25 protein-coding genes, 1 tRNA gene, 1 pseudogene and 1 riboswitch are annotated in these 24,143 nt (G+C 68.0%); of the genes and pseudogenes, 23 read left to right on the top strand and 4 right to left on the bottom strand.

What is annotated here, in order from left to right; all coding sequences use genetic code 11:
• Positions 1 to 7: 7 nt before the first annotated feature.
• The 6 genes from ABZ948_RS32595 to ABZ948_RS32570 all read left to right on the top strand — a co-directional run bounded on the left by ABZ948_RS32595 (position 8) and on the right by ABZ948_RS32570 (position 6,319).
• On the top strand, positions 8 to 940 hold the full coding sequence (locus ABZ948_RS32595) for an aminoglycoside phosphotransferase family protein (protein ID WP_435857686.1): 933 nt from the start codon (positions 8 to 10) through the stop codon (positions 938 to 940).
• A gap of 433 nt (positions 941 to 1,373) precedes the next feature.
• Positions 1,374 to 1,552: riboswitch (cyclic di-AMP (ydaO/yuaA leader) on the top strand.
• 5 nt (positions 1,553 to 1,557) lie between these two features.
• Complete coding sequence (locus ABZ948_RS32590) at positions 1,558 to 1,794, top strand: hypothetical protein (protein WP_359765641.1); 237 nt, start codon at positions 1,558 to 1,560, stop codon at positions 1,792 to 1,794.
• A gap of 452 nt (positions 1,795 to 2,246) precedes the next feature.
• On the top strand, positions 2,247 to 2,669 hold the full coding sequence (locus ABZ948_RS32585; RefSeq protein ID WP_359765639.1) for a hypothetical protein: 423 nt from the start codon (positions 2,247 to 2,249) through the stop codon (positions 2,667 to 2,669).
• A gap of 13 nt (positions 2,670 to 2,682) precedes the next feature.
• Complete coding sequence (locus tag ABZ948_RS32580) at positions 2,683 to 5,175, top strand: tetratricopeptide repeat protein (RefSeq protein ID WP_359765637.1); 2,493 nt, start codon at positions 2,683 to 2,685, stop codon at positions 5,173 to 5,175.
• A 195-nt stretch (positions 5,176 to 5,370) separates the two neighbouring features.
• Complete coding sequence (locus ABZ948_RS32575; protein ID WP_359765682.1) at positions 5,371 to 5,751, top strand: GntR family transcriptional regulator; 381 nt, start codon at positions 5,371 to 5,373, stop codon at positions 5,749 to 5,751.
• A 1-nt stretch (position 5,752) separates the two neighbouring features.
• Positions 5,753 to 6,319, top strand: a complete 567-nt coding sequence (locus tag ABZ948_RS32570) for an HD domain-containing protein (RefSeq protein ID WP_359765634.1) — start codon at positions 5,753 to 5,755, stop codon at positions 6,317 to 6,319.
• Here the strand turns inward: ABZ948_RS32570 and ABZ948_RS32565 are convergent.
• Together ABZ948_RS32565 and ABZ948_RS32560 are read right to left on the bottom strand one after the other, a co-directional pair.
• Positions 6,307 to 6,780, bottom strand: a complete 474-nt coding sequence (locus tag ABZ948_RS32565) for an NUDIX domain-containing protein (RefSeq protein ID WP_359765632.1) — start codon at positions 6,778 to 6,780, stop codon at positions 6,307 to 6,309. The genes ABZ948_RS32570 and ABZ948_RS32565 overlap by 13 nt on opposite strands.
• 2 nt (positions 6,781 to 6,782) lie before the next feature.
• Entirely contained in the window at positions 6,783 to 7,541 is a 759-nt protein-coding gene (locus ABZ948_RS32560) for an XRE family transcriptional regulator (RefSeq protein ID WP_359765630.1), read from the bottom strand.
• Between the two features lie 702 nt (positions 7,542 to 8,243).
• Here ABZ948_RS32560 and ABZ948_RS32555 point away from each other — a divergent pair.
• From ABZ948_RS32555 to ABZ948_RS32495, 13 genes and pseudogenes are all read left to right on the top strand, one after another.
• Positions 8,244 to 8,507, top strand: a complete 264-nt coding sequence (locus ABZ948_RS32555; protein WP_359765628.1) for a DUF6284 family protein — start codon at positions 8,244 to 8,246, stop codon at positions 8,505 to 8,507.
• Entirely contained in the window at positions 8,504 to 9,037 is a 534-nt protein-coding gene (locus ABZ948_RS32550; protein WP_359765626.1) for a hypothetical protein, read from the top strand. The genes ABZ948_RS32555 and ABZ948_RS32550 overlap by 4 nt, the downstream gene beginning before the upstream one ends.
• A complete protein-coding gene (locus ABZ948_RS32545; protein WP_359765624.1) occupies positions 9,034 to 10,044 on the top strand; it encodes a DUF2637 domain-containing protein in 1,011 nt (336 codons plus the stop codon). Before ABZ948_RS32550 ends, ABZ948_RS32545 begins: the two co-directional genes overlap by 4 nt.
• Complete coding sequence (locus ABZ948_RS32540) at positions 10,044 to 10,382, top strand: RRQRL motif-containing zinc-binding protein (RefSeq protein WP_359765622.1); 339 nt, start codon at positions 10,044 to 10,046, stop codon at positions 10,380 to 10,382. The genes ABZ948_RS32545 and ABZ948_RS32540 overlap by 1 nt, the downstream gene beginning before the upstream one ends.
• A 25-nt stretch (positions 10,383 to 10,407) precedes the next feature.
• Entirely contained in the window at positions 10,408 to 10,908 is a 501-nt protein-coding gene (locus ABZ948_RS32535) for a hypothetical protein (protein WP_359765620.1), read from the top strand.
• Between the two features lie 17 nt (positions 10,909 to 10,925).
• A complete protein-coding gene (gene traA / locus ABZ948_RS32530) occupies positions 10,926 to 11,519 on the top strand; it encodes a plasmid transfer protein TraA (protein WP_359765617.1) in 594 nt (197 codons plus the stop codon).
• Between the two features lie 72 nt (positions 11,520 to 11,591).
• The gene (gene traB / locus ABZ948_RS32525) at positions 11,592 to 13,610 is read left to right on the top strand and encodes a plasmid transfer protein TraB (protein WP_359765680.1); all 2,019 of its coding nucleotides are present in this window, start codon (positions 11,592 to 11,594) and stop codon (positions 13,608 to 13,610) included.
• A gap of 178 nt (positions 13,611 to 13,788) precedes the next feature.
• A complete protein-coding gene (locus ABZ948_RS32520; RefSeq protein ID WP_359765615.1) occupies positions 13,789 to 14,238 on the top strand; it encodes a hypothetical protein in 450 nt (149 codons plus the stop codon).
• A 659-nt stretch (positions 14,239 to 14,897) separates the two neighbouring features.
• Positions 14,898 to 15,245, top strand: a pseudogene (locus ABZ948_RS32515) (DNA methylase); the annotation flags it as partial.
• Positions 15,242 to 16,141, top strand: a complete 900-nt coding sequence (locus ABZ948_RS32510; RefSeq protein WP_359765610.1) for a bifunctional DNA primase/polymerase — start codon at positions 15,242 to 15,244, stop codon at positions 16,139 to 16,141. The pseudogene ABZ948_RS32515 and the gene ABZ948_RS32510, both read left to right, overlap by 4 nt.
• Before the next feature lie 343 nt (positions 16,142 to 16,484).
• Complete coding sequence (locus ABZ948_RS32505) at positions 16,485 to 17,630, top strand: DUF3631 domain-containing protein (protein ID WP_359765608.1); 1,146 nt, start codon at positions 16,485 to 16,487, stop codon at positions 17,628 to 17,630.
• Between the two features lie 177 nt (positions 17,631 to 17,807).
• Positions 17,808 to 18,011 (top strand): helix-turn-helix domain-containing protein, encoded by a 204-nt coding sequence (locus tag ABZ948_RS32500; protein WP_355860130.1) that lies wholly within the window; start codon positions 17,808 to 17,810, stop codon positions 18,009 to 18,011.
• A gap of 63 nt (positions 18,012 to 18,074) precedes the next feature.
• The gene (locus ABZ948_RS32495; protein WP_359765606.1) at positions 18,075 to 19,481 is read left to right on the top strand and encodes a tyrosine-type recombinase/integrase; all 1,407 of its coding nucleotides are present in this window, start codon (positions 18,075 to 18,077) and stop codon (positions 19,479 to 19,481) included.
• Positions 19,482 to 19,526: 45 nt separating this feature from the next.
• Here ABZ948_RS32495 and ABZ948_RS32490 read toward each other — a convergent pair.
• Together ABZ948_RS32490 and ABZ948_RS32485 are read right to left on the bottom strand one after the other, a co-directional pair.
• A tRNA-Thr gene (locus ABZ948_RS32490) sits at positions 19,527 to 19,600 on the bottom strand.
• An 86-nt stretch (positions 19,601 to 19,686) separates the two neighbouring features.
• Entirely contained in the window at positions 19,687 to 20,121 is a 435-nt protein-coding gene (locus ABZ948_RS32485; RefSeq protein WP_359765604.1) for a DUF3224 domain-containing protein, read from the bottom strand.
• Positions 20,122 to 20,238: 117 nt separating this feature from the next.
• On the opposite strand from ABZ948_RS32485, the gene ABZ948_RS32480 reads away from it, so the two are divergent.
• The 4 genes from ABZ948_RS32480 (at position 20,239) to ABZ948_RS32465 (ending at position 24,093) form a co-directional block, all read left to right on the top strand.
• Positions 20,239 to 21,207 (top strand): helix-turn-helix transcriptional regulator, encoded by a 969-nt coding sequence (locus ABZ948_RS32480; protein WP_359765603.1) that lies wholly within the window; start codon positions 20,239 to 20,241, stop codon positions 21,205 to 21,207.
• Between the two features lie 285 nt (positions 21,208 to 21,492).
• A complete protein-coding gene (locus ABZ948_RS32475) occupies positions 21,493 to 22,584 on the top strand; it encodes an ABC transporter ATP-binding protein (protein ID WP_359765601.1) in 1,092 nt (363 codons plus the stop codon).
• Positions 22,585 to 22,802: 218 nt separating this feature from the next.
• Positions 22,803 to 23,252 carry a hypothetical protein gene (locus tag ABZ948_RS32470; protein WP_359765599.1) on the top strand — a complete coding sequence of 150 codons (450 nt, stop codon included), beginning with the start codon at positions 22,803 to 22,805 and terminating at the stop codon, positions 23,250 to 23,252.
• 109 nt (positions 23,253 to 23,361) lie between these two features.
• Positions 23,362 to 24,093 (top strand): nucleotidyltransferase family protein, encoded by a 732-nt coding sequence (locus tag ABZ948_RS32465; protein ID WP_359765597.1) that lies wholly within the window; start codon positions 23,362 to 23,364, stop codon positions 24,091 to 24,093.
• Positions 24,094 to 24,143 lie beyond the last annotated feature (50 nt).

Genomic DNA, 24,143 nt, shown 5'->3' with positions numbered 1-24,143 from the left:
AATTCGAATGCTCAGCCACCACTCCCCCACTACCGTGCCGAGAGTGATCGACATTCCCCGTGAACTGGCGGCATCACAGGAGAAGTTCAACGGCGAGGCCGGCCGCGCCTTCATCGCCTCACTGCCCGACCTGACGGCCGGCTTCCTCGACCGCTGGGAGCTGGAACCCGACGGACCGCCCATGCACGGCGTCTCCGCCCTGGTCCTCCCGGTGCTCCGCCGCGACGGCACCCCCGCGGTCCTCAAACTCCAGATCCTCGACGAGGAGAGCGAAGGGGAACCGGTCGCCCTGCGCCTCTGGGACGGCGACGGAGCCGTCCGCCTCCTCGACCACGACGCGCCCACCGGCACCATGCTGCTGGAGCGCCTCGACGAGAGCCGGATGCTCTCCCACGTCCCGGATCCCCACCAGGCCGTCACCACCATCGCCGAGCTCCTCGCCCACCTCACCTCCTTCCCCGCCCCGCCCGGCATGCGGCGCCTCGGCGACATCGCCCGGGCCATGCTCGACCAGACGCCCTGGGCACTGGACCGCATCCCCGACCCCGAGGCCCGCCGCGTCGTCGCGGACTGCGCCGCCGCCGTACGCGAGGTGGTCGACGAACCGGGCGACCGGCTCCTCCACTGGGACCTCCACGACGAGAACGTCCTCGCCTCCGACCGCGCCGCCTGGCTCGCGATCGACCCCAAGCCCCTCGCGGGCGACCCCGGCTTCGAACTGTGGCCCGCCCTCGACAACCGCTACGACGCCGACGACATCCTCTGGCGCTTCGACGCCATGACCGACATCCTCGCCCTGGACCGCCCCCGCGCCCGCGCCTGGACCCTCGGCCGCCTCCTCCAGAACGCCCTGTGGGACATCGAGGACGGCCGCCCTCTGGACGACGGCCAGTTGGAGATCGCCCGCCGACTGAGGAAACCCAGGTCAGGATTGATCTGAACCTGGACAACGCAAGAGCCCGGGGGGCTCTCACGCCGGAGCACGATTCCTTGGGCTCAAACATGCGCCCGGCGCCGCCTCAGGTCGTCGTGAACACCAGCCCGGAGCGGACATCAAGCACGTGTGCCGCTCGTTCATCTGATGTTCCGTCAATCGACAGCAGGTCGATCGACGCCGAGCGGAGCCCTCCAGATGATGTACCGGGCCCTCGTCAAACGGGACTGATCAAGGCCTCCAAAAATGCGCCAACTAGCCCCTGATCAGCGGTGATTCCACCGACGGTCACCGGTACGGATGACTGGTGACCAAGCCCACAAATGCTCATCTGAGTTGGGACATCCGGCGTCGCGTGGGCCACGATCTCTTTGACGACAAGCCCCCGTTACAGACGACGGGGCGGTCCGGGCGTAAGCCGAGTCCTGCCGGCGTCCGGATGTCACAGTCGCATCCATGGAGCGGCAGGAGTGGAGGACCCGAGCACGACGGGTCGCCGGCCCCGACCACGCCATGGCCGACCGAGCAGCCCTTGGGGTGAAGCCGCATCAGCGGCCGGACAACTTCGCCAGTCCGAATCCGACAGGTCATCCTTCACAGGCGACTGACGAAGGCAGCGAGCCATGACGGCAACGCACGACGGTCCGCAGCTCTCTGGATCCGGGGACAAGCCCCCGAGGAACAAGCTGCACGACGCCCGGGTCGCAGTCCTCCTTGCGATCATCGGTGGTGGTGCTGCGGGCATCGCCCACAGGGTGATGGAGGAAGCCTCGTACTACGAGGCCATGGCCACCGCGGGAGGGGTGACCCTCGGACTTCTCGTCGTGATCTTCGTGGTGATGACCTACATCTGGTCCTGATCACAACCACGGACACATCAGGAGATCTCCGAGTCACCGCATCCGCCAACGACAAAACCCCAGGTCAGAGCCTCTCTGACCTGGGGTCCCAGCAGAGCCCCCTGTCGGATTCGAACCGACGACCTACGCATTACAAGTTGTCCGATCTTGGTCCGCGGGCGTCTGTGCAGGTACGGCGATGGCTGGCCGGTGCCAGTCAGGGACTGCGCCGGACGTCAGCAGACCCCCACAACCACTGATGGAATTCCCCGCAACTGAGACCAGCGGTGAGACCACGGGTTGCGCTGCCGTCCACGGCGGCGCAGCCACACCTGCCACAAGTGGGCCATTACCATCCCCTACCAACTGATGTCAACCTCCTGTGTGGAGATCACGGAATCTGAAATTCCTAGTACACGGCGCGGCTTTCCTCCCTAGCCTGGGAGATCACGCATCCGCAACAAGGAGCCGCTATGGATCCCGCGCTGCTCGCTGTAGCAAGCACAAGCGCCAACGCGCTTGTCTCCCTCATGACCACTGATCTCTGGGAACGCGCCAAGGGCAGGGTCGCGCACATTTATACACGTCTCGCGAAACCTCCAGAAGTGCTTGAGCAGGAACTTGAGGAATCCCGCACCGAGTTGGGGACTTCGACCGAGCGTGGAGACTTGGATGAGACAACCACGGAGATGCAGCAGATGTGGAAGGGGAAATTTCGTCGCCTATTGGCGGATCACCCTGAAGCCGCAGCAGAACTAGAAGACCTTGTCTCCTTGTGGCAGCAAATCTCTGAGGATAAATCCCCTGAAGCCGGCAATCAAATCAACCAAACGGCTACCGCAAATGATAACTCGCGCATCTATCAACAGGGCTCCGGGGTGCAGTACAACAGCTGACTAGGAGGACAGCGTGGAAGAGGGGCACGTTCCTTCCCTCCAAGGCTACTTTCGGGGGCACGCCGAACAAGAAGGTCGCGTGTTCCAAATGGGATCCGGCATTCAGATCAACACCGAGAACCTGAATATTTCGGAAATCCTTCAGAAGGCAACTCTTGAGGGGTTGAGTTCCTACGATCCAGTGCCCGTCACCTCTGCTGATCCACTCCAATTTGGCGTACACCGTTCAGAAGCAAATCAGGATGGCCAGCTACCAGAGTACGTAACCAGAACTTCAGATACGGAACTCAGGCGCCATATCTCCGAGATCCATGCGCATGGTGGTTTCATTCTGGTAGTAGGAGACTCGACTGCCGGAAAGACACGGTCAGCCTTTGAAGGGCTACTGGCAACCTGCCCGCACAGTAAGATTTGGGCACCCATTGATGGACCGGATCTGATTCGCAACCTGAAGGCCATAATTGAGTCCCAAGACGGTTGCTTTGTTTGGCTGGATGACCTTGAACGATACATAGGCCCCGATGGGCTAACACCGTCGGTTTTGACGGTGTTGAGGCAGTTCAATATCCGCAGTATCGCTACTATGCGGGCAGAACAGTATCGGCGACTTTCTCCAATCGATGGGGATGGTCAGGCTCTCGACGACCTAGGCAGACACAATGCCCTGGGTTCCCGCGTGCTTGACCAACTGGACACCGTGGTGGTACCCAGAATCTGGAATGAAACAGAACTCGCGCGGGCAAGCCGAGTTCACGATTCCAGAGTTACCAGTGCCGTAGCCCACAGTCGACTATTCGGAGTTGCTGAATATTTGGCTGCTGGCCCCCGCCTTTATCAGCAGTGGTCTCTCGCTGACGGCCCTGGCGGCAACCCACGTGGAGCTTCACTGGTGGCAGCTGCGGTCGATCTCGCCCGGTGCGGAATCACTGCAGAAATTCCACTATCCGTCCTGCTCGAATTGCACGAGATTTATCTCAACAGGTTGGGCGGCGATCTCCTACGGCCAGAAAGCTTTGATGCCGCTCTTGACTGGGCAACGCGGCGCCGTTACGGAGTAACGAGTTTCCTGCTCCCCATAAAAGCGGGGTCGCATTACCGTGTCTTCGACTACTTGCCTGACGCTCTAGCTCGGTCGAATGAGGCACCGGCGATTCCGTCGGAAACTTGGGAGAGCGCCCTAAACTATGCCCAGCTCGCTAGCCTCTCGTTCCACGTCGGAATGGCCGCCGTCCAGCACGAAGCTTGGGACGTTGCTGAAAGGGCATGGGCGGACGACCTAGAGAAACACCCCATCCCTGCACGGATCAACCTCGGACGCGTTTACCTGAAGTTGGATAAAACCGAGCAAGCAAAGACCGTGTGGCGCCAAGCTGTCGACCTCGGAAGCATCGACGCATCAATCTACTTGGGCACTCAATATGAACGGGAAGGACGTATCAGGCAGGCGGTAGACCTATTTCGAATCGGTGCCGAAAAGAGCGACTCTCACGCGGTTTATCACCTTGCATACGCGCTGCCCGACGATAGAGAGGCAGTCGCTTGGTGGCACCGAATCGCAGATTCTGACGCGACAGATTCAAGTGGGGGTGCCGCCCATAACCTAGGGCAGACGTACGCACGCCTCGGCGATACAGAGTCCAGCAAGAAGTGGTGGAAAATAGGGGCGGAACGAGGAAATGCTCTATCAATGAATAACCTCGGCGTCGCGCTTCGAGAGGAAGGTGCTATAGGAGAGGCTCAGGAATGGTTCAAAAAGGCAGCTAACAAGGGTAACCCCCGATCGCTCGCCAACTGGGCCAATCTGGTTGCGAGGGAAGGTGACACTGGCCGCGCGATAGAGATGCTTGAACGGGCGGTTACGCTAGGCGAAGCATCGGCCTACAATCAACTCGCTATGATCTCCCTCGACGCAGGCGACAATGAAAGGGCAGAGGAGTATTGGCGCAAGGGGTATGAGGCGAACGACCCCAAATGCGCCTACAATCTCGCGGTCCGACTCCAAGGCCTAGACGATCCAGAGGGCGCAATGGAGCTCTACCGTAAGGCAAGCGCTGCCGGTGCGGAGATTGCATCATTCCATTACGCATATCTCCTTGCTAAGCACGGAGATCCAGATGAGGCTGAGATACAATTCCGGCGTGCATTGCATATTGCTACACCCTCTGACATTTGCGATTTTGGTCGCGAACTGAGCAATCGGCGATTTTACAATCAGGCCATGAGCTGGCTCAACCTTGCCCTTCTGAAGGAACACACACATGCTGGCTGCCTAGCTGGACAAATATGCATCCGTGCAGGGTATGTCGCGGACGGGGAGAGACTGCTGAATATCGCTCTTTCCGGGGGCCACGAGCATGCTGGCGTGATTTTGAGTACATGGCTGGTCCGAACAGGCAGGGGCGCCGCAGCGGCCCAAGTGATGCGCCTGACGGCCGGTAACGGGCGGCGGAAAAAGGCAAGCGGAACAAAACCAAAAAGGGCACGCAAGAACAAGCGAAAGCGTTGAATGCGGGCCAAATAGCAAATGCGACCAGCCTCACCCCATCCATCATCACTCGCTGCGTAGCCTTGCGGGCATGGGAGGCTTGGAGGGTGGGACCCGAGCAGGGAGGGAGAACGAGTGTCGCAGCAAGTCAGTCCTCGGGGGACCTTCGTCAAGGTCGCGGACGCAGTGAAGGCCCAAATCGAGGCGAACCCAGATATGACGGAACTACCGTCTGCTATGGAACTCATGCGCGAGCACAAGATCTCGCGCGGAGTCGCCCTCCGTGCGTTCGGCGTCCTCCAGAAGGACGGCGTCGCCGAACCGGTGCCAGGGGGGCGGTGGCGAGTCGTACGAGCAGGTGAGCGAGTCGACAGGCGCCCGCTGGAAGACCGGATCGCGGGCATTATTACGGATGAAGGACTTGAAGTAGGCGCAACGTTCCCCAGCGCATCTGCTCTAGCTACGCGGTTCGGAGTCTCGCGACCCACCATTAGCAAGGCTCTGGACAGGCTGGAGGCCGTCGGCGTGCTGGCGGGCGGCGGACAGGGCAGAGTGCGGACGGTCCGCGCTGTGCCGACGCGAGAGGAGCGTTCGTAGCTTGCCGAAGTTGACGGAGTGGGCCTATCCCCTGGCTGAGTCCCTGCTCGCCGAACCACTGCCGCGGCGGTGGAAGCACTGCCTCGGAGTCGCCGAGAGGGCCCGCACGATCGCGCTCGTACTCAACCAAGACGCCGATCTGCTGGAGGCCGCCGCGGTCCTGCACGACATCGGCTACGCGCCGGACCTGGCCAAGACCGGCTTCCACTCGCTGGACGGAGCCCGCTACCTCCGGGACGTGGCCGGCGCCGACAACCGCGTCATCAACCTGGTCGCCCACCACTCCTGCGCCTGGATGGAGGCGGAAGCGCGCGGTATGCGCGAGGAGTTGGAGGGCGAGTTCCCCCGCGAGAGCGCACACCTGAACGACGCGCTCTGCTACTGCGACATGAACACCACACCGGACGGCACGTCCACGAACCCGATCGACCGGATCAACGAGATCGCCGGGCGGTATGGGCCGGACAGCCTGATCGGGCAGTTCATCCGCCGGGCCGAACCGGAGATTCTCGCCTGCACGTCCCGCGTGCTCGAACGGGTCGCCGCGGCAAAGCGTCAGCCGATGTAGGGAGTCGCGCGCGCCTGATCCATGGCGTGGTCGATCCGGAGCCGCATCGTGGGGTGCACGTCCAACGTCGTCAGGTCCGCCGGGTCGACCCAGCGGACCTGAGTCGTTTCGTTGCTCGTACGGAGTTCACCGCCGACCGGCCGCGCACGAAAGCAGATGCTGAACTGCTGGCGCACCTCGCCGTCGTCGTACTCCATCACGTGCCCGGGGTCCGTGTAGATCCCGGACATGTTGACGACTTCGGCCTTGATCCCGGTCTCTTCCCAGACCTCGCGGACGACTGTGTCGCTGATCGACTCCCCCACGTCGTGACCACCACCGGGCAGCGCCCAGCGCCCGTTGTCGGAGCGCTGGATCATCAGCACCTGTCCCGCGTCGTTCTGCACGAACGCGACGACGGACGGCACAACCGAGTTCGCCGGCGGGGCGTCCGGATCGTGCAGGTAGTCGATGCGTCCCATGCTCAAGCTCCCGTGAAGTCGCGTTCGGTTACTGGCCTGGCACCTTCCCAGGTCTGCTGAACGCTATTGGCGAAGGTGTCGAATAGACCAGCTCCGGGGAGTCGCCGCAGGTGGAACACGGGCGCCATGTAGGCGCCGATGCCGTACACGTGCGTGTTGGCCAGCATCTCGTCATCGGCACGGTAGATCGAGTTGTAGAGCACCGTGTCGTGCAGGCGGAAGGTGATCTCGGGATGGCTGGTGAACAGCGGGCGGTAGTTGACCAGCGCATTGCGGATCTTGCCGTCCATGATGCGGTGTCCTTCGTCGATGCCGCGTCGGATGACGGCCTCACACTCCGGATCGCCCATGAGCACTCGGATGCGAACACCGCTCTCGGCCTTCTCCTTCAAGGTCGAGAAGAAGAGCGGGTCTTCCGCCAGGTAGATGCCGGCGTACACGAGGATGTCGATGCGCTCCGTGGCGCGCTCGCACATCTGACGCCAAAGGACTGACGGCACAACGTGCCGATGCGGGTAGACGGCCACGATCTCGGCTTTGGTCAGATCTGCTGCGCTCTCGACAGCGCGGCTGTCATCCCACAGCGTCGTCACGTCGACGTTCAGCGCCGCCGCGGTTGCGTACTGGTGACGCCGGTACGGGACTTTGCCCTGCGTGATCCAGCGTTCGACCGTCTTCGGGATCACCCCGATCTCTTCGGCGAGGGTCTGCACGGTCATGCCGCGGGCGAGGAGGGCGGACCGTAAGCGCTCGTTCGACATCTGCACCCCCGTAGGGACTTCTAGGGACTTCTTGACCGTAGCCAGAAGGCCTCTAGCTGTCTAGGTGCGGGGTGCCCAACTCCCCTGAGCTGCAGCGATCCTGAATGTGCGCCAAGAAGTCCCGGCGCGAAAACCGAAGGTTCCTTCGACGTACTTGACGGACCCTCATGCAGTATCTGTAAAACAGGTACTGCAACGACCGACGCGACACCTCGGTCGGGAGGCGGCTTCATGCCGCATGCGCAGAAGGCGGGGACGCTGCAATCCCGCTGAAGGCCAGGCAGAACAGGGTTTCGGCCCGTACTGGCGAGGTGGCCCGGCGACCGCGAGCAACGGCCGGAGGGTGGGGACGTGGGTCCCCCTTGCAGTGATTCACCCCTGTTGATCTCGCCTGAGAGGCATTCCAGTGCACCGACGAAGACTCTCGGCGCCCCCGCGACGGACCGGCCGGCGGGCGCCGCTGTCCCGGCCCATGAGCGGAACACCCGCTCGCGGCCCATCCGGTCCGCTCTCTTCCTGCCATCGCAGCGGCTAGCGCTGCGGCCGGTTGCCTCCCTCGTCCGTCCGGGCCCGCGCACGTCGCGGAGGCCGTACGGGCGGGGCGTGGGGAGCCGGATCTACCGACTTCAACGGCGAGCGGCCCCCGGGGTGCCACCCGGGAGCCGCGTTCGGGCCGTTCACCTGCAAGGGAGACCACGACCCATGGACCACATCGTCACTGTTCAGGACGCTGTTACCGCGTTCGCCGACTGGATGGAACCGACGGATGCGGAGCTGGACGCCATCGAGGCGGAGATGCCCGTGATCCGTGCGGAGATGGAGCTGCTGGACGCGCAGATCGTCGTCATCGACCGGACCCCGACCGTGCTGGACGAGCGGCGCATCCGCCGGGCCCGCCGGCGCGTGCTCGCCGCGCACCGTGACCTCGTCAACGGCCTGGCCGGGCAGACGGGCGGTGCCGCATGATCCGCATCGTCACCCGGGCGCACATCACCCGGCTGGAGAACGAGGCTCGCGCCGCCGTTGAGCAGGCCAGGCAGACCAGCGCCGCGGCGAACGAGGCGTTCGGCCGTCACGTCCGCGAGCTGCACGCCGTCACCGACCGCGCGGAGCGGGCGGAAGCTACCACGGCCGAGGTGGGTGCACTCCTGGCGCGTGCGATGGAGGAGCTGTCCACCGCGCAGCAGGAGTTGCTGCTGCGAGACATCGAGATCCGCCGGCTTCGGCAGGAGCGGGAGGGCGAGTCGCTGGAGGGGCGGACGCTGACGGTGCTGCTGCACTACGGCGAGCCGCACACCATCTACGCGACCCGCGAGGAGGCTCACGCCGACACCGCCACGCACGGCATGCCGGCGGACCACGTGTGGAAGCCCTGCGGTGAACACCCGGCCCCCGCGTTCAAGTGGCGGTGTGAGGCGTTCATCTACAACCCCGCCTCCAACGGCTTCCGCCGCGCCCAGATGCCCGCCCCGAAGCTGGTTGAGGGGGCGGCGTGAACAGTGTTCAGACCCGTTCAGCAGAGCGCGCCCTGTCGGGCGGCACGTGGCTGATCGTGTGCGGGGCGATGCTGTACTCGATCCTCACGGTCACACCGCTGATGGCCAAGCACACTGCCGAGGAGTGGGACTGGACGGCCCCGATCCTGCCGCTCGTGGTCGACGCGGCGGTGGTCATCGTGGTCAAGCTCGATGACGTGCTGGCCCGCCTGGGCGGGCACGGCGGACGCTGGCCCATCACGCTGCGGTGGATGACCGGCCTGATGACACTGGCGCTCAACACGGCCGACTCCGCGTTGAAGAAGGACCTGGTCGGCGTGGCTGTCCATGCGGTGGCGCCGCTGCTGCTGATCGTCACGGCGGAGACCAGCCTGGCCTACCGCCGGGCCATCGCCGCCGCGGTGGCGGCCCGGGAATCCCAGCAGCAGGCCGAGCGGGAGCGGCGCGAGCAGGCGGCCCGGGAGCGGGCCGCGCAGGCTCGTGCTGAGGCCCGTGAGGAGCGCGAGCACGCCGCCATGCTGGCGCGTGAACAGCGTGAACACGAAGCCCGCTTGGCGCGCGAGCAGGCCGAGCGCGAGGAGCGGCGGCGACGCGAGGAGCGCGAGGCCAGGGAGCGGGCTGAGGCTGCCGAGCGGGAGGCTCGTGAACGCCGTGAACGCGAGCGTGAACAGCGTGAGCGGGAGCGGCTGCACCGTGAACAGCAGGCCCGGGAGCGGGCCGAGGCCGAGCGCCGCGAGCGTGCCGAGCAGGCGGAGCGTGAACGCCGTGAACGCGAGGAGCGGGCCGAGCGTGAACGCGCCGCGCTGCTGGAGCGCGGCCCCGCGGAGGTGAAGCTGCAAGAGGATCAGGCGCGCCGGATCGTGGCTGCCTCGTTTGCGTCGGGTCTGTCGGTGCGGCAGGCGGCGGAGCTGTGTGGCTGGTCGATCGGCTGGGTCTCCCACCGCTACGCCGAACACCGCGACCCCGCGGCCCGCGGTCGCGCTGAACTCGCCATCACAGGCCAGTGATGGGCGCCGTCCCCGTCTACCGGTGGCGGCTCGCCCCGGACGGCCTGGCCACCCGCCGCCAGCTCCGCGCCCTCGGGCTGCGCCCGGGTGGTCAGGAGGTGGCGGCACAGATCGAACGGCCTCGCCGACGACGGGGCCCGCTGGTCGCCTACCTCTACCGCATCGACGCCGCGAAGCCGGTACGTGCGATGACCCCGGCCCGCTGGGCGGCTCTGTCCAAAGCCAACGCCGCCCGGCGTACCTGTCCGCGCTGCCGGCTCGACGTCGGCTACTGCATCCCCACTTCGCACGGCATGTGCGGCCGGTGCTTGGCCGCCGAAGAACAGCGCGCCGCCTGAACCCCTTCGACCTAGGAGTTTCGCTGTGTCCAGCCGTACCCGCACTCGCACCGTGAAGACGGCCGCGGGCATCCACACCGTCCGCATCCCCCGCCAGCGCGGCCGCCGCGGCGCCGACCCGTTCGTGATCGTCGTCCCCGAGCGTCCCTCCCTGACCCGCGAAGCACTCGGCTTCGTGGGCCGCAGCCTGTGGACGTTCCGCCGCGCCCTCGCCCCCACCAGCCTGTCCGTACTCGCGTTCCTCGTGGCCGGGCTGCTGCACCTGATCGCCTGGTGGTCCGCTCTCGTCATCGCCCCCGTGGCCGCCGCACCGCTGGGGTGGGTGCTGGTCATGCAGCGCCGCCGCCCCGCCCGCGCCGCCGCCCTCGCCTGGCGCATCGGCCTGGCCGCGCTCGCCACGCTCGCCGCGGTGTGGCTGGCACTGGCCGCCGGGTTCGGCCCGCTCGCCGGGCCGCTCGCGCTGCTGTGGCTGCTCATCTGGCTCACCGCACAGACCGCCTGGCTCGTCGTCCGCCACACCCACTGACCTGAGGAGATCACCACATGGCTAACCGACGCAGCAGCGCCGACGCCGTCCGCAACTTCGCGAACCGGCAAGCCACCCAGCCGTTCACCCGCCCTCGCGCGAACGGCGACCACGGCAAGGGCAACAAGTTCGCCAACGCTGGGGCCGCCGCGGGCGGCTTCGTCGGCGCGATGGGCGGTTCCTTCGTCCCGCCGATCAACGTCACCGTGAACAACAACAAGCAGGCCGGCGGCTCCGCCGGGCGCCGCTCGCACGCCGAAGCCCTGCTTCCCGCACCGGACTTCAGCTCCCCGGCCCTCGTACGGAACTACTGCAACACCCTGCGGGCGGCGGCGGTGACGCTCTCGATCGAGGTCGCTATGGGCACCGAGATCCTCAAGGGCGTACTCGCGGCCGTGCCAGACCCGGAAGGGCGGGCGTTCGGCTCCCGGATCCGCGCTCAGAAGGTGGCCCGGAAGATGAACAAGGCCGCCGATGACCTGCGCAGCGCCGCGAAGAACGCCGCCGCCTGCTACGCGACCTTCCAGCAGGAATTCGAGGAAGAGATCAACCGCGTCCGTCACCGTGCCCGGCGCCCGCAGCAGCCGGTCATGAACTGGGACCAGCAGTAAGGAAGGTCGCCTGCCATGGCAAGGAACAGCTCTGGCCGCCGCGTGCGGCACACCGACTTCCTCGACAACGGGATGGTCGCCCAGTACACCGGTTCCGGCCTGCTCCCCGGTGAGGGTGGCGGGGGCAGCATTGGCGCCTACCTCGTCCAACGGGCCATGCCGCATCTGCCGCCGTGGGTGGCCGCCGCCGGTGTCGGCATGGCCGGTGGGCTCGGGAGCCTCCAGTGGGCCCAGAGCGCGGCGGCCGGCGTCGGCCTGACCCTCGCCTCCGTCGGGCTCACCGGCGCCACGTGGTGGATGGGCAAGTCCACCACCCCCCAGCGGCGCCTCCACTCCGCCATCACCGTGGCCGCGGCATCGGCGTGGACCACGGCCGCGTGCCTGGCCGGACCCACCGCGGGCCCGCTGCCCGACCTGTACCTGATGGGCGCCCCGGTGGTGGCGCTGTCGTGGAACATCCGCATGATCCTGCGCCGCAACGACGACCCCGCCGGCCAGAACGGCGACAAGGGCCTGCTGGAGAAGGTCGGCCTGGCTCGGGCGCAGATTGGCAACGCCAAGGTGGAGCCCAACCGGGTCACCGCCCCGCTCGCGGTGGAGGCCGGTGAGCAGACCAACGACGACGTGTCCAAGGCCCTGGGCCGGATCGCCTCCGCGCTGGACCTGCCCACTTCCGCCGTGCGCTACCGGCCCGACCCCGACTCCTCCCGCCGCGGCGACCTGGTCATCGTCCCTGAGGACATGCTGGCGGATGTGGTGGAGTGGGACGGGCCGTCGAACCTGGGCGGCTCGATCGCTGATCCGCTGGTCATCGGCCGCTACGACGACGGGGCTCCGATGCTGCTGTGGCTGCCCGGCGACCCGGAAGCCAAGCGCAACTCCACCCACGTCCTCGTGGCCGGTGGTACCGGATCCGGTAAGGGTGACACTGCCCTGAACCTCCAGACGGAGATCCTGTCCCGCACGGATGTGATCCTGTGGCTGTCGGACCCCAAGGCGTTCCAGGACTTCCGTCCGCTGCTGCCCGGCATCGACTGGGCCGTCGAGGGCGGAGCCCCCACCGAACTGATGGTGGAAGCCCTTCAGGCGGCGATTCCGGCCCGGACCCGGTGGCTGGGCTCCCACCACTACCGGCAGTGGGTCCCCGCCTGCGCCCAGACGCAGAACGACCCGGCTCACTCCTGCCGGCCTGGCGGCCGTGCCTGTGGCTGCGAGGGAATGCCGTTCCTGGTCGCGTGGATGGAGGAGGCCGCCAACACCCTGCGCGCACTCGGGGACGACGCGTTCACCGGGATCGCTCAGGAAGCCCGCTCCGCGGGCATCTCCCTGATCGTCTCGCTTCAGCGTCCCTCGTACGACCAGATGTCCACCAGCACCCGCGCCTCGCTGCCGTCCGTGATCGCTCTGGGCTGCGACCCCCGCGACGAGGGCTTCAGCCTCCCCGAATCGGTCATCGACGCCGGCGCGCACCCCGGGGCGTGGGGCAACCGGCGCCCCGGCTACTGCTACCTCGTCAGCCCGGGCATCGACGAGGACCGCTACGCCTCCCCGGGCCGCACCCGGGCCTTCACCCACCGCGCCACCGCGCTCATGGAGCAGCTGGCGGCGTGGGCCCTGGCCAACGGTGCCACCGCGGACCCGGTCACCGCCGGCGCCGCGGTGAGCATCGCCGGCAACGCCTACACCGGCCGCGCCGCTGAAGCGGCCAGCACGCCTCAGCTCACCGTCGTGCAGCAGGAGGACGACATGCCCCACGGCAGGCACGTGGACCCCGAGGACGCGGACATCGACCCCGAAGCCGACCTCCCCGAGCCCGAGCAGGGCGACGATGCGCCGATCTTCGGGCAGGAAACCGGCCGCAAGCCCTCCCCCGAGGAGGCACGGGAGCTGTTCGCCCAGGCGCTTGAGGAGTTCGAGCAGAACGGGCAGATGATCGTGGGTCCGGTCGACTTCACCGACTGGTGCGACCGCAACCAGCTCTCCCGTTCCTGGGTCTCCCTGCGCCTGAAGGAAGCCGCAATCGACGGCCGGCTGGAGCCGACGAACACCACCGGCCGGTGGCGCATCGTCCCCATCCTCGCCGCCGCCTGACACCCCCTAACACCCGTAACGGTGTTACGGCCCCTAACACCCAAACCCCTAGGCAGAAACGGTGTTACGCGCCCTCACAGCAGCCCGTAACACCGCTCTGACTTCTGCCTCACACCCCACCCGAACGGGCCCGCGCCACCCACCGGCGCGGGCCCGCCGCCTTCCCGAAGGGACACCGATGGCCCACGCCGAACAGCCCACGCCGATCGAAGTCCACCAGCCCACGCCGTTCACCCCCTACACCCCCGGCCCGTCGGCGCCGACGCTGCCGCAACCGGGACACGTCCCGACCGTGGCGAGCATCGTCCTGCCCGACGGCCGCGTCGTCACTGGCTACGCCATCCACCCCGCCCAGCCCGAACCGGTCACCACGAAGTCGCCGGTCTCCCGCACTGCGGTGAACGTCGCACTCGGGGGCGCGGGATTCCTCGCCATCTGCGGCGGGCTGCTGCTGCTCACGTCGTTCATCGCGGCCCTTACCGCCTTCGTCACCCAGCTCATCACCCTGGCCGCCGTCGTCTTCGGCGGCTGGGTCGCCGTGCAGGTCTTTAGCGCGAGCAGCCACGGCAGCGGGACCACGGTCAACATCCGCAAGGCCGTGATCAAGCGCAACCATTTCCGCGGCTAGGGCTCAGCGCCGAGGTCAAGCCTCATGGTGCTCCGCAGAGACGAATGAGTCTCGTTGTAGGTCTCGCGCAAGCGCGCGTATTGGTCGCTGTCGTACGTGAGGCCGTCTGCAACCGCAATACACACATTGCGAAGAGCCTGATGGGTGTCTTCCGCTGCAGCCACTACTCCCGATGGTGCCGTGATCTCGACGTCATAGCGATGTCTGAGGCAATGCTCGTAGGCCTCCCACACAGCCTTTGCCCGCTCCGCCCGCGGCATGTCCGTCGCCCGTGCTAGCAGGCTGCACGTGTGCCGCGTAGTGGACAGGTCCGCCAGGTACGAGCCGTAGAGAACTCGTCTGTTTTCGGTGCTGCGGTCGACTCTCTGCCGCTTCCAGCGCCAGAACTCAAGAGCCCCCGCCGAAAGCGTGGCGATACCGCCTCCCACGACGGTGCTGATCAGCGCAGTTAATTCCACCCGCCCGCCCCCAGCGTTCGTTCCGCAACCACGCGGGGGCGGCCCTCTCTCGCCAAAAGACCGGGCCGCCCCTGCCCAACCAGCCCTGAACAGACCAGTTGGAGGTCTCCCAGCATGACGCAACCCACCGACATCCGACGAGACGTCGAGCAGCCGTTACTACTGAACCTGTTCTCCTGCGCCGGCGGCGCCGCCATGGGCTACGTCATCGAGCAGCCCAACGGCCGCGCGGAGGTCCTCAAAGACCTCACCCTGCGCGGAGAGATGTTCGGACTCGGGGTCACCCGGCACCGCAAGTTCGAGTTGGGCGGCTGGACCGCCCAACAGCCGGTGCACGTGCCGCACCGGGGCCTGGTGCTCGGCTATCGGCACGGCCGCTCCTACGACGGCAACGGCGGCGGCAGGCCCAGCATCGCGGAGCTGCAAGCCGCGATGGGCATCGACTGGACCGACGTGCGCGAGGAACTGACCGAAGCCATCTCACCCGCCTACACCGAGCACATCGGCGCCGTGTTCCTCGCCGCGGCCGCGCTGGAGGTGGCGGCATGAACGAAGCTCTGATGCGTGCCGCACTGACCGCCGCCGAACGCGGCTGGCGCGTCTTCCCGCTCCTCCCCGGCACCAAGCGCCCCGCTCTGCACGGCGAACCGGCCTGCCCCCGCACCGGCCCGTGCGCCGGCGGGCACCGCAAGTGGGAGGAGCGGGCTACCACCGACCCCGCCCGCATCCAGGCCGCCTGGTCGCGGGCACCGTTCAACGTTGGTATCGCCACCGGCCCCTCGGGACTGCTGGTGGCCGACCTGGACGTACCGAACGACAAGAGCAGTACGGACGCGCCTTGCGGCGCGACGACCTTTGGGGCGCTCTGCGAGCGCACCGGGCAGGCCGTTCCCCGCACCCGCACGGTCCGGACCGCGAGCGGTGGACAGCACCTGTACTTCACCGCCCCCGCCGCCGTACGACTGCACAACACCGCCGGGACGCTCGCCCCATTGGTCGACACCCGCGCATGGGGCGGCTACGTCGTCGCCGCCGGCAGCACGGTCGGCGGCACCCGGTACGAGCTGGAGGGGCCCGCCCTGCTGCGGCCCCTGCCCGACTGGCTCAAGGCCCTGCTGGTGCCACCACACCCGGTCAGCCGGCCACCTGTGGCCGCACCGGGCGGCGGGCGCCGCCGCCCGTACGTCGATGCCGCCCTGGCCAGGGAAACCGCCGCTGTCACCACAGCGCGCCAGGGGCAGCGGAACACGACGCTCCTGCGCGCGGGGCGGGCGCTGGGCCGGTTCGTCGCATCTGGCGACCTGACCCGTACCGAGGTGGAAGACGCTCTTCAAGGGGCGGGCGAGTCGGCCGGACTGTCCGCTCCCGAGTGCCGCGCCACCCTGCGCAGCGCCCTGGACTGGTCTATCACCCACAACCAGACCAGCACGCGGGAGGCGGCATGAGCACTCCCGCCCGCCCTTTGAAGAGCATCACCCGGGCCCCGACCGGCCCGGACGCCGCCCGACCGGCCGCAGTGGGGACAAGCGTGGGCGAACCGAAGGTCGCCGCCCGTCAGGGCGTCCGAACTGCTTGCAGCCCTGACCCGCACGGCGACGACGGACGCCGCCCCATCGCATGGCTGCACATCGTCGCACCACGCGGCGCCACACCCACCGCCACCTCACGGTGCGCATGCGGACGCGACCTCTCAGCCATCGGCACGGCACGGGTGCTCGCCCTGATCGACGACCACACCACCCACCGCACCGCCTGCCCCCTGCGTCACCCCCAGGAAGGAAGGGCCGCGTGACCGACCACATCGACGGCGCCGCGCTGCTCGACGAGGTGGAAGACTTCCACCGCCGTTTCAACGTCTTCCCCACCGACGCCGCGTTCGTGGCAGTCGCCCTGTGGGATGCGCACGCTCACCTGCTCGACTGTTTCGACTCCACCCCACGGCTGGCGTTCCTGTCTCCCGAACCGGGCTCGGGCAAGACCCGCGCGCTGGAGATCGTAGAGACCCTCGTCCCGCAGCCCATGACGGCCGTCAACGCCTCCGCAGCCGCCCTGTTCCGGTCCGTGTCCGCCGGCACCACGAAGCCGACCATCCTGTTCGATGAGATCGATACGGTCTTCGGTCCCAAGGCAGGGGACAACGAGGAACTGCGCGGATTCCTCAACGCCGGACACCGCCGGACCGGCGTGACCTATCGGTGCATCGGCGACGGTGGGCAGCAGAGCGTGCAGGCGTTCCCCTCGTACTGCGCGGTCGCGGTCGCCGGTCTCGGCTCCCTGCCCGACACGATCCTGTCCCGTTCGGTCATCATCCGCATGCGGCGCCGGGCCAGGAACGAGAAGGTCGAACCCTTCCGGGCCCGCGTCCACGAGGCCGAGGGGCACAAGCTCCGTGACCGGCTCGCCACCTGGGCGGAACAGGTCCGCGAGGCCGTGATGGGGGCGTGGCCGACCATGCCGGACGGGGTGACCGACCGGCCGGCCGACGTGTGGGAACCGCTCATCGCGGTCGCCGACGCCGCTGGGGGCGAGTGGCCCGAACGGGCTCGCGCTGCCTGCGTGGAACTGGTCACGGCGTCGAAAGCCAACGACAAGGGCAGTCTCGGGGTGCGGCTGCTGACCGACCTGCGCGACCACGTCATGGTCGGCATCGACCGCCTGCCCACCGTCGCGATCCTGGACCGGCTGAACGCCCTGGACGACGCCCCATGGGCCGACCTGCACGGCAAGCCGCTGGACAACCGGCGTCTGTCCAAGATGCTCGCGGAGTACATGACGGTCGACAACGAGCCGATCACGTCCCGCAACATCAAGACGGGCGGGAGCGTGCTGAAGGGCTACTACGCCGCCGATCTCACCGACGCGTGGGCCCGCTACTGCCCCCCACCCCCGGAAAGTCCGCTACCTCCGCTACCGGGCATCGAAAACGCTGCCTGACCAGCACTAATGCGGTAGCGGCAAGCGACCCCGGTTGCCGCTACCGCGCCGCTACCCATCCGCTACCGCTACCCCTTCCCGCTACCTCCAACGGGCCTCTGACCTGCGCGGTAGCGGCGGTAGCGGAAGTAGCGGCTCTCAGAAGGTCCCTGGACGCCTGCCGAGGAGACATCCCGGATGAGCACCGCGATAGCCGCCCCCGTCGACCGCCTCCTGTACAAGCCCGAGGAAGCCGCCGAAGCGCTCGCCATCGGACGATCCACCGTCTACGAGCTGATGGCCGACGGCTCCCTGAAGTACATCAAGTTGGGCCGCACGCGCCGGATACGGCGCGTGGACCTCGAAGCGTACGTAGCGAACCTCGCTCCCTTGCCCAACTGAGTCACGCAAGCCCTGAGGCGCCCCGAGTATCCCGCTCGGGGCGCCTCCCGCATGGAGGAGCACATGAGCCCCCGCAAGGCCAACATGGAATCGTCCATCTACTTCGGCGCCGATGGCTGGTGGCACGGCCGCGTGACGATGGGCGTCAAGAGCGACGGCAGCCCCGACCGGCGCCACCGCCGGGCCCGGACCGAAGCCGAGGTCAGGCGCAAGGTGAGAGAGCTGGAGCGCCAGCGGGACCAGGGCCGCGCCCCCGCAGCGGGCCGCAAGCCGACCGTCGCGGCCTGGATGGAGACCTACCTCACCGACATCGCCAGCCTGAAGCTCAAGCCGCGCTCGCTCGACGACTACTGGTCGAAGACCCGGAACGACATCATCCCCGGCGTCGGCAAGCACCGCATCGACAAGCTGCAGCCCGAGCACCTGGAACGGATGTATCGGGCCATGCTCGACGCCGGCCACGCCCCCTCGCACGTCCTCAAGGTGCACCGCATCCTGTCGCGCGCCCTCAAGATCGCCCACCGTCGTCGCATCGTCGCTGAGAACGTCGCCACGCTCGTCGACCCTCCGAGCATCGACGAAATCGAGGCCAACCCCTTCACCAAGGAGGAGGCCCGAGCCTTCTTAGAAGCCGCGGCAAAGCGCCCCAGCTTCATGCGGTGGATCGTCGGCGTCGGCATGGGGTTCCGGCAGGGCGAGACGCTCGGGCTGCGCTGGACATACGTCGACCTGGAGGCGGAGCTGTTCCGCCCCGAGTGGCAGTTGCAGCGGCTCACGTGGCGGCACGGCTGCGACGACCCGCACGCCTGCGGGGGACGCCTGCACCGCTTCGAGCCGTGCCCGACGGACTGCACCGCGCACAAGAGCTACAAGCGCGGCTGCCCGAAGCCGTGCACCAAGACGTGCGCCAAGCACGCGAGCACCTGCCCGCAGCGGAAAGGGGGCGGACTCACATTCACCCGGCCCAAGACCAAGAAGAGCCGGAACGCCGTGCCGATCCCACCCGTCTTCATCCCCTTCCTGCAGGACCACAAGGCTCAGCAGGAAGCGGCACGGCAAGCCGCCGGGGAGCTGTGGCAGGAGCACGACGTCGTGTTCGCGAGGCCGGACGGCCGGCCGCTGGACCCGCGTGCCGACTACGAGGAGTTCAAGGAGCTGCTCAAGGAAGCCGGGATCGATGACCGCCGCCTGTACGACGGGAGCCGCCACACCGCCGGCACGATCCTGAACGAGCTGGGAGTCGACATGCCCACGATCATGGAGATCCTGCGTCACACGCAGATCAGCCAGACGCGGCGGTACGTCAAGGGTCGGTCGCATCTCTCGAAGGACGCCATGCGGCGGATGGGCGAGTTCTTCGTGCCGCCGCCGGCGCCTCCGTCGGCCCCGAATATGGGCCCCACTGAGACCAGAAATGAGACCCCTGACAGCCGCGCGGCCCGCGCACGACGACGCCGTCGCATCCGCTGACGACGAAACCCCAGGTCAGAGCAATCTGACCTGGGGTCCCAGCAGAGCCCCCTGTCGGATTCGAACCGACGACCTACGCATTACAAGTGCGTTGCTCTGGCCAGCTGAGCTAAGGAGGCGCGCGCACTACGACGCCGTACGCGAGGCGGCACCACTGTACACAGAGCCCGTTACCCCGAGCCACGAAGTTCCGGTCCGCCCGGGATCACCCCAGCTCGTACTCGAACCGGTACGCCACGGCCGTCTCCCCGTGCCGCGCGGTGAAGCCGCCCTTCCCCTTCAGTCCGGTCAGCTCCCCGCTCCCCGAGCCCTCCACCACCTCGAAGGCGCAGTGCACGGTGCCGTCCTCGTCGAACCACCCCCGTTCCTCGACGGCGAAGCCGCCCTCGCGGCCGTCGAGGCGGCCGGTGAGCAGCTCCATGCCGGCGAAGGAGCCGGTCTTGGAGGTGGTGTAGACGATGCTGTACTCGCAGATCGTCCCGGCCGCCTCGATGCCGCCGCTGAAGGTGTTGCGGACGGAGGCGTGGGCGAGCCGGGGGCTGGCGTCCTCGCTCGGGCCGATCACGCGTTCCTGCCAGTCGGCGAAGGTGAAGTGACCCGTGGTGGTGATGGTGCGGGTTTCGGTGCGGGTGTCGGGCATGGGTGGTCCTTTCAGCCGAGGGGCCCGGACGGGCCCCGAAGACGTCCGAGACCACCCTGATCGGCGTACCTGACATCTTCTGTCAGGTACGACTCCGGAGGCCGCACAATGGCCTCCATGCGCGCCGACCGGCTCCTCTCCCTTCTCCTGCTGCTCCAGAACCGCGGCCGCATGACCGCGCCCGAGCTCGCCGCCGAGCTGGAGGTGTCGGTACGGACGGTCTACCGGGACGTCGAGGCGCTGGGCGCGGCCGGTGTGCCGGTGTGTGCCGACCGGGGGCCCGAGGGCGGCTACCGGCTGGTCGACGGGTACCGGACGCGGCTGACCGGCCTGACCGACGCCGAGGCCGGGTCCCTGTTCCTCGCCGGGATGCCCGGCCCTGCGCGGGACCTCGGGCTGGGCGCGGTGCTGGCCAGCGCCCAGCTGAAGGTGCAGGCCGCCCTGCCCGCGGAGCCGGCCGGGCAGGCGCGGCGGGTCCAGGAGCGGTTCCACCTGGACGCGCCGGCCTGGTTCCGGGAGGCCGATCCGGTGCCGGGCCTGGAGGCGGTGGCGGCGGCCGTGTGGGAGCAGCGGGTGCTGCGGATGCACTACCGGCGGTGGCGCGGCGAGGTGCACCGGGAGGTGCGTCCGCTGGGGCTCGTCCTGAAGGGCGGCATCTGGTACCTGGTCGCCCTGGCGGAGGAGGCCGTGCGGACGTACCGGGTGTCGCGCGTGCTGGCCGTCGAGGACACCGGGGAGAGCTTCGAGCGTCCGGCCGGGTTCGATCTGGCCGCCTACTGGGAGCAGTCGTCCCGGCGTCTGGAGGCCGCCCTGCGGCAGGACGTCGCCCGGCTGCGTATCTCCCCCCGGGCGCGGCGGCTGCTGCCGATGCAGTTCGGGGCGGCGGGCGTACGGGCCCTGGAGAGCGCCGGCGTGCCGGACGGGGACGGCTGGGTCGAGGTGGAGCTGACCGTGGAGGCGGAGGCCGTGGCGGTCGGGGATCTGCTGCGGCTGGGGGCGGAGGCGGAGGTGCTCGGGCCGCCCGCGCTGCGGCAGGCGGTCGCCCGGGCGGTGGCGGTGCTGGCGGGCCGGTACGGACAGGAGTGAGAACCGCCTTCGCAGGACCGCCTTCGAAGGACCCGCCTTCGAAGGACCGCCTTCGAAGAACCCGCCTCCGAAGAACCGCCTCCAAGGAACCGCCGCGAAAAGAACCGCTTCGAAAATTTCCGCGAAGTTCACAGGCCCGGAACTACTGACATCCGTGTGAACGCCGGGTACCGTCCTGAGCCAGTTCACACGCGTGGACTACACCACAACGGAAAACCGTCGTGGCACCGCCTTCCTACTCGGATCGTCCGGCACGTTCCTGCCGGTAGAAGGGGTTCACTCACCATGGCCACTGTCTCGTTCGACAAGGCGACCCGGGTCTACCCGGGCTCGACCAAGCCCGCCGTCGACGCGCTCGACATCGACATCGAGGACGGCGAGTTCCTCGTCCTCGTCGGCCCGTCCGGCTGCGGCAAGTCCACCTCGCTCCGCATGCTCGCGGGGCTCGAGGACGTCAACGCCGGCGCCATCCGCATCGGTGACCGCGACGTCACGCACCTGCCGCCGAAGGACCGGGACATCGCCATGGTGTTCCAGAACTACGCGCTGTACCCGCACATGACCGTCGCCGACAACATGGGCTTCGCGCTCAAGATCGCCGGCGTCAACAAGGCGGAGATCCGGCAGAAGGTCGAGGAGGCCGCGAAGATCCTCGACCTCACCGAGTACCTCGACCGCAAGCCGAAGGCGCTCTCCGGCGGTCAGCGCCAGCGTGTCGCGATGGGCCGCGCCATCGTGCGTGAGCCGCAGGTGTTCCTCATGGACGAGCCGCTGTCCAACCTGGACGCCAAGCTCCGTGTCTCCACGCGTACGCAGATCGCCTCGCTCCAGCGCCGCCTGGGCATCACCACCGTCTACGTCACCCACGACCAGGTCGAGGCCATGACGATGGGCGACCGCGTGGCGGTCCTCAAGGACGGTCTGCTCCAGCAGATCGACACCCCGCGCAACATGTACGACAAGCCCGCCAACCTCTTCGTGGCCGGCTTCATCGGCTCCCCGGCCATGAACCTGGTCGAGGTGCCGGTCACCGACGGCGGCGTGAAGTTCGGCAACTCGGTCGTGCCGGTGCAGCGTGACGCCCTCGCCGCCACCAGCGACAAGACCGTCACGGTCGGCGTCCGCCCCGAGCACTTCGACGTGGCCGGCCCCGAGTCCGACCAGGGCCTCGCGGTCACCGTCAACGTCGTCGAGGAGCTCGGCGCCGACGCCTACGTCTACGGCACCGCCAAGGTCGGCGGCGACGACTCCAAGGACCTCGTCGTCCGCGTCAACGGCCGCGACGTCCCGGAGAAGGGCAGCCAGCTGCGCGTCGTGCCGCGCTCCGGCGAGACCCACGTGTTCTCCACGTCCACCGGTGAGCGCCTGTCCGACTGACGCGTCACCAAACGCACAACCCCGGGTGATTCACCCAGGTTGACGAAGAGGGCCCCGCAGAGCGCTGCGGGGCCCTTCTCGTTGTCGACAAATACCCCGGCAGACCGGACGTTTCGAGCCGTGTGCGTCAACGCTCTACCCAAAAAAGGGCTCTCTCTCATCCCCCGAACCGGTGACTAAATGTCTACAAACCATTACCCCGCGCTACCCTCACACGCGTGAAGCACTCCAACACCCAACAGACGCGACGCGGCCGGGGCCCCGCCCGCCGGATCGGCCGCACCCTCGCTTTCGTCCTGCCCGTCGTCCTGGTGCTCTCCGGGACCCTCGCGGTCACCCGAGTCAACTGGTCGGGCAACTCCACCGACCCGGTGCTCACGGCCGCGGACACCTCCGTCGGCACGCCACGGGCCGCCAAGCGCGCCCCACAGGACGTCCTGCGGGACAAGCTGCTGACCGAGCTGCAGGAGGAGAACCCGGGCGTCGCCCTCACCCACCTCCAGCAGGCCGTCAACGGCCGCCCGTCGCTGGCCCGGCACTGCAAGTCCATCGCCCGCGCCCTCGGCCAGGCCGCCGTCCGGGTCTACGGCCCGACACGCGCCCAGTCCTACGCACGTCCGGTGTGCGACACGTCCTTCGCCACCGGCGTCGCCGCCGCGCACGGCTGAGCGCAGCGCCCTGGCGCCCTATGAGAAGGGTGGGAAGTCGGTAACGGCCGACGACTGCGACAGTCGTCCGCCGTCGTCCCGGGCGGGACGCCACGTACAGTTCGGTCTCATGAGCGATCCGAACGCCGCGTCCCGCCCCGTTCAAGCCGTCGTTCTGGCCGGTGGCCAGGGTTCCCGGCTGCGTCCGTACACCGACGACCGGCCCAAGCCGATGGTCGAGATCCCCGGGACGGGGACTCCGATCATCGGCCATCAGCTGTCCTGGCTCGCCGAAGAGGGCGTGACGGACGTGGTGGTCTCCTGCGGCCACCTCGCCGAGGTCCTGCAGAAGTGGCTGGAGACGGCCGATCTGCCGGTCTCCGTCACCACCGTCGTGGAGTCGGAGCCGCTCGGCCGCGGCGGCGGCCTCAAGTACGCCGCGGCGCATCTCCCCCACCCGGACCAGCCCTGGTACGCCACGAACGGGGACATCTGGACGCGGTTCTCGCTGCGTGACATGGCGGACTTCCACACGGAGCGGGACGCGGTCGCGACGCTGGCGCTGGCCCGGCCCCGGCTGCCGTGGGGCGCCGTGCGGACGGACGGCTTCGGGCGGATCACCGACTTCATCGAGGCACCGCCGTCGACGTTCGAGATCAACGCGGGTGTCTACGTCTTCTCGCCCGAGTTCGCGGGGCTGCTGCCGCACCGCGGGGACCACGAGCGGACGACGTTCCCGCATCTGGCCCGGGAGCGGCGGCTCGCCGGGTTCACGATCCCCCAGGGGTCCTACTGGCGGGCCATCGACACGGCGAAGGACCTGACGGAGGCCGCGAAGGAGCTGGCGGCACTGGGCCGCTGAGCACTCGGACCGGCACGTGAGAGGGGCCCCGCACCGTGTGGTGCGGGGCC

Source organism: Streptomyces olindensis (assembly GCF_040645895.1).
Classification (GTDB): Bacteria; Actinomycetota; Actinomycetes; order Streptomycetales; family Streptomycetaceae; genus Streptomyces; species Streptomyces olindensis.
The sequence above is the reverse complement of the archived record's forward strand: the minus strand, read 5'-3'. Positions and strand labels throughout refer to the sequence as shown.

Coding starts and splice junctions, on each gene's coding strand:
- ABZ948_RS32595 (WP_435857686.1), top strand. CDS start 8: ATGCTCAGCCACCACTCCCCCACTACCGTGCCGAGAGTGATCGACATT.
- ABZ948_RS32590 (WP_359765641.1), top strand. CDS start 1,558: ATGACGGCAACGCACGACGGTCCGCAGCTCTCTGGATCCGGGGACAAG.
- ABZ948_RS32585 (WP_359765639.1), top strand. CDS start 2,247: ATGGATCCCGCGCTGCTCGCTGTAGCAAGCACAAGCGCCAACGCGCTT.
- ABZ948_RS32575 (WP_359765682.1), top strand. CDS start 5,371: ATGACGGAACTACCGTCTGCTATGGAACTCATGCGCGAGCACAAGATC.
- ABZ948_RS32565 (WP_359765632.1), bottom strand. CDS start 6,780: ATGGGACGCATCGACTACCTGCACGATCCGGACGCCCCGCCGGCGAAC.
- ABZ948_RS32560 (WP_359765630.1), bottom strand. CDS start 7,541: ATGTCGAACGAGCGCTTACGGTCCGCCCTCCTCGCCCGCGGCATGACC.
- ABZ948_RS32555 (WP_359765628.1), top strand. CDS start 8,244: ATGGACCACATCGTCACTGTTCAGGACGCTGTTACCGCGTTCGCCGAC.
- ABZ948_RS32550 (WP_359765626.1), top strand. CDS start 8,504: ATGATCCGCATCGTCACCCGGGCGCACATCACCCGGCTGGAGAACGAG.
- ABZ948_RS32540 (WP_359765622.1), top strand. CDS start 10,044: ATGGGCGCCGTCCCCGTCTACCGGTGGCGGCTCGCCCCGGACGGCCTG.
- traA (WP_359765617.1), top strand. CDS start 10,926: ATGGCTAACCGACGCAGCAGCGCCGACGCCGTCCGCAACTTCGCGAAC.
- traB (WP_359765680.1), top strand. CDS start 11,592: ATGGTCGCCCAGTACACCGGTTCCGGCCTGCTCCCCGGTGAGGGTGGC.
- ABZ948_RS32520 (WP_359765615.1), top strand. CDS start 13,789: ATGGCCCACGCCGAACAGCCCACGCCGATCGAAGTCCACCAGCCCACG.
- ABZ948_RS32510 (WP_359765610.1), top strand. CDS start 15,242: ATGAACGAAGCTCTGATGCGTGCCGCACTGACCGCCGCCGAACGCGGC.
- ABZ948_RS32500 (WP_355860130.1), top strand. CDS start 17,808: ATGAGCACCGCGATAGCCGCCCCCGTCGACCGCCTCCTGTACAAGCCC.
- ABZ948_RS32495 (WP_359765606.1), top strand. CDS start 18,075: ATGAGCCCCCGCAAGGCCAACATGGAATCGTCCATCTACTTCGGCGCC.
- ABZ948_RS32485 (WP_359765604.1), bottom strand. CDS start 20,121: ATGCCCGACACCCGCACCGAAACCCGCACCATCACCACCACGGGTCAC.
- ABZ948_RS32480 (WP_359765603.1), top strand. CDS start 20,239: ATGCGCGCCGACCGGCTCCTCTCCCTTCTCCTGCTGCTCCAGAACCGC.
- ABZ948_RS32475 (WP_359765601.1), top strand. CDS start 21,493: ATGGCCACTGTCTCGTTCGACAAGGCGACCCGGGTCTACCCGGGCTCG.
- ABZ948_RS32465 (WP_359765597.1), top strand. CDS start 23,362: ATGAGCGATCCGAACGCCGCGTCCCGCCCCGTTCAAGCCGTCGTTCTG.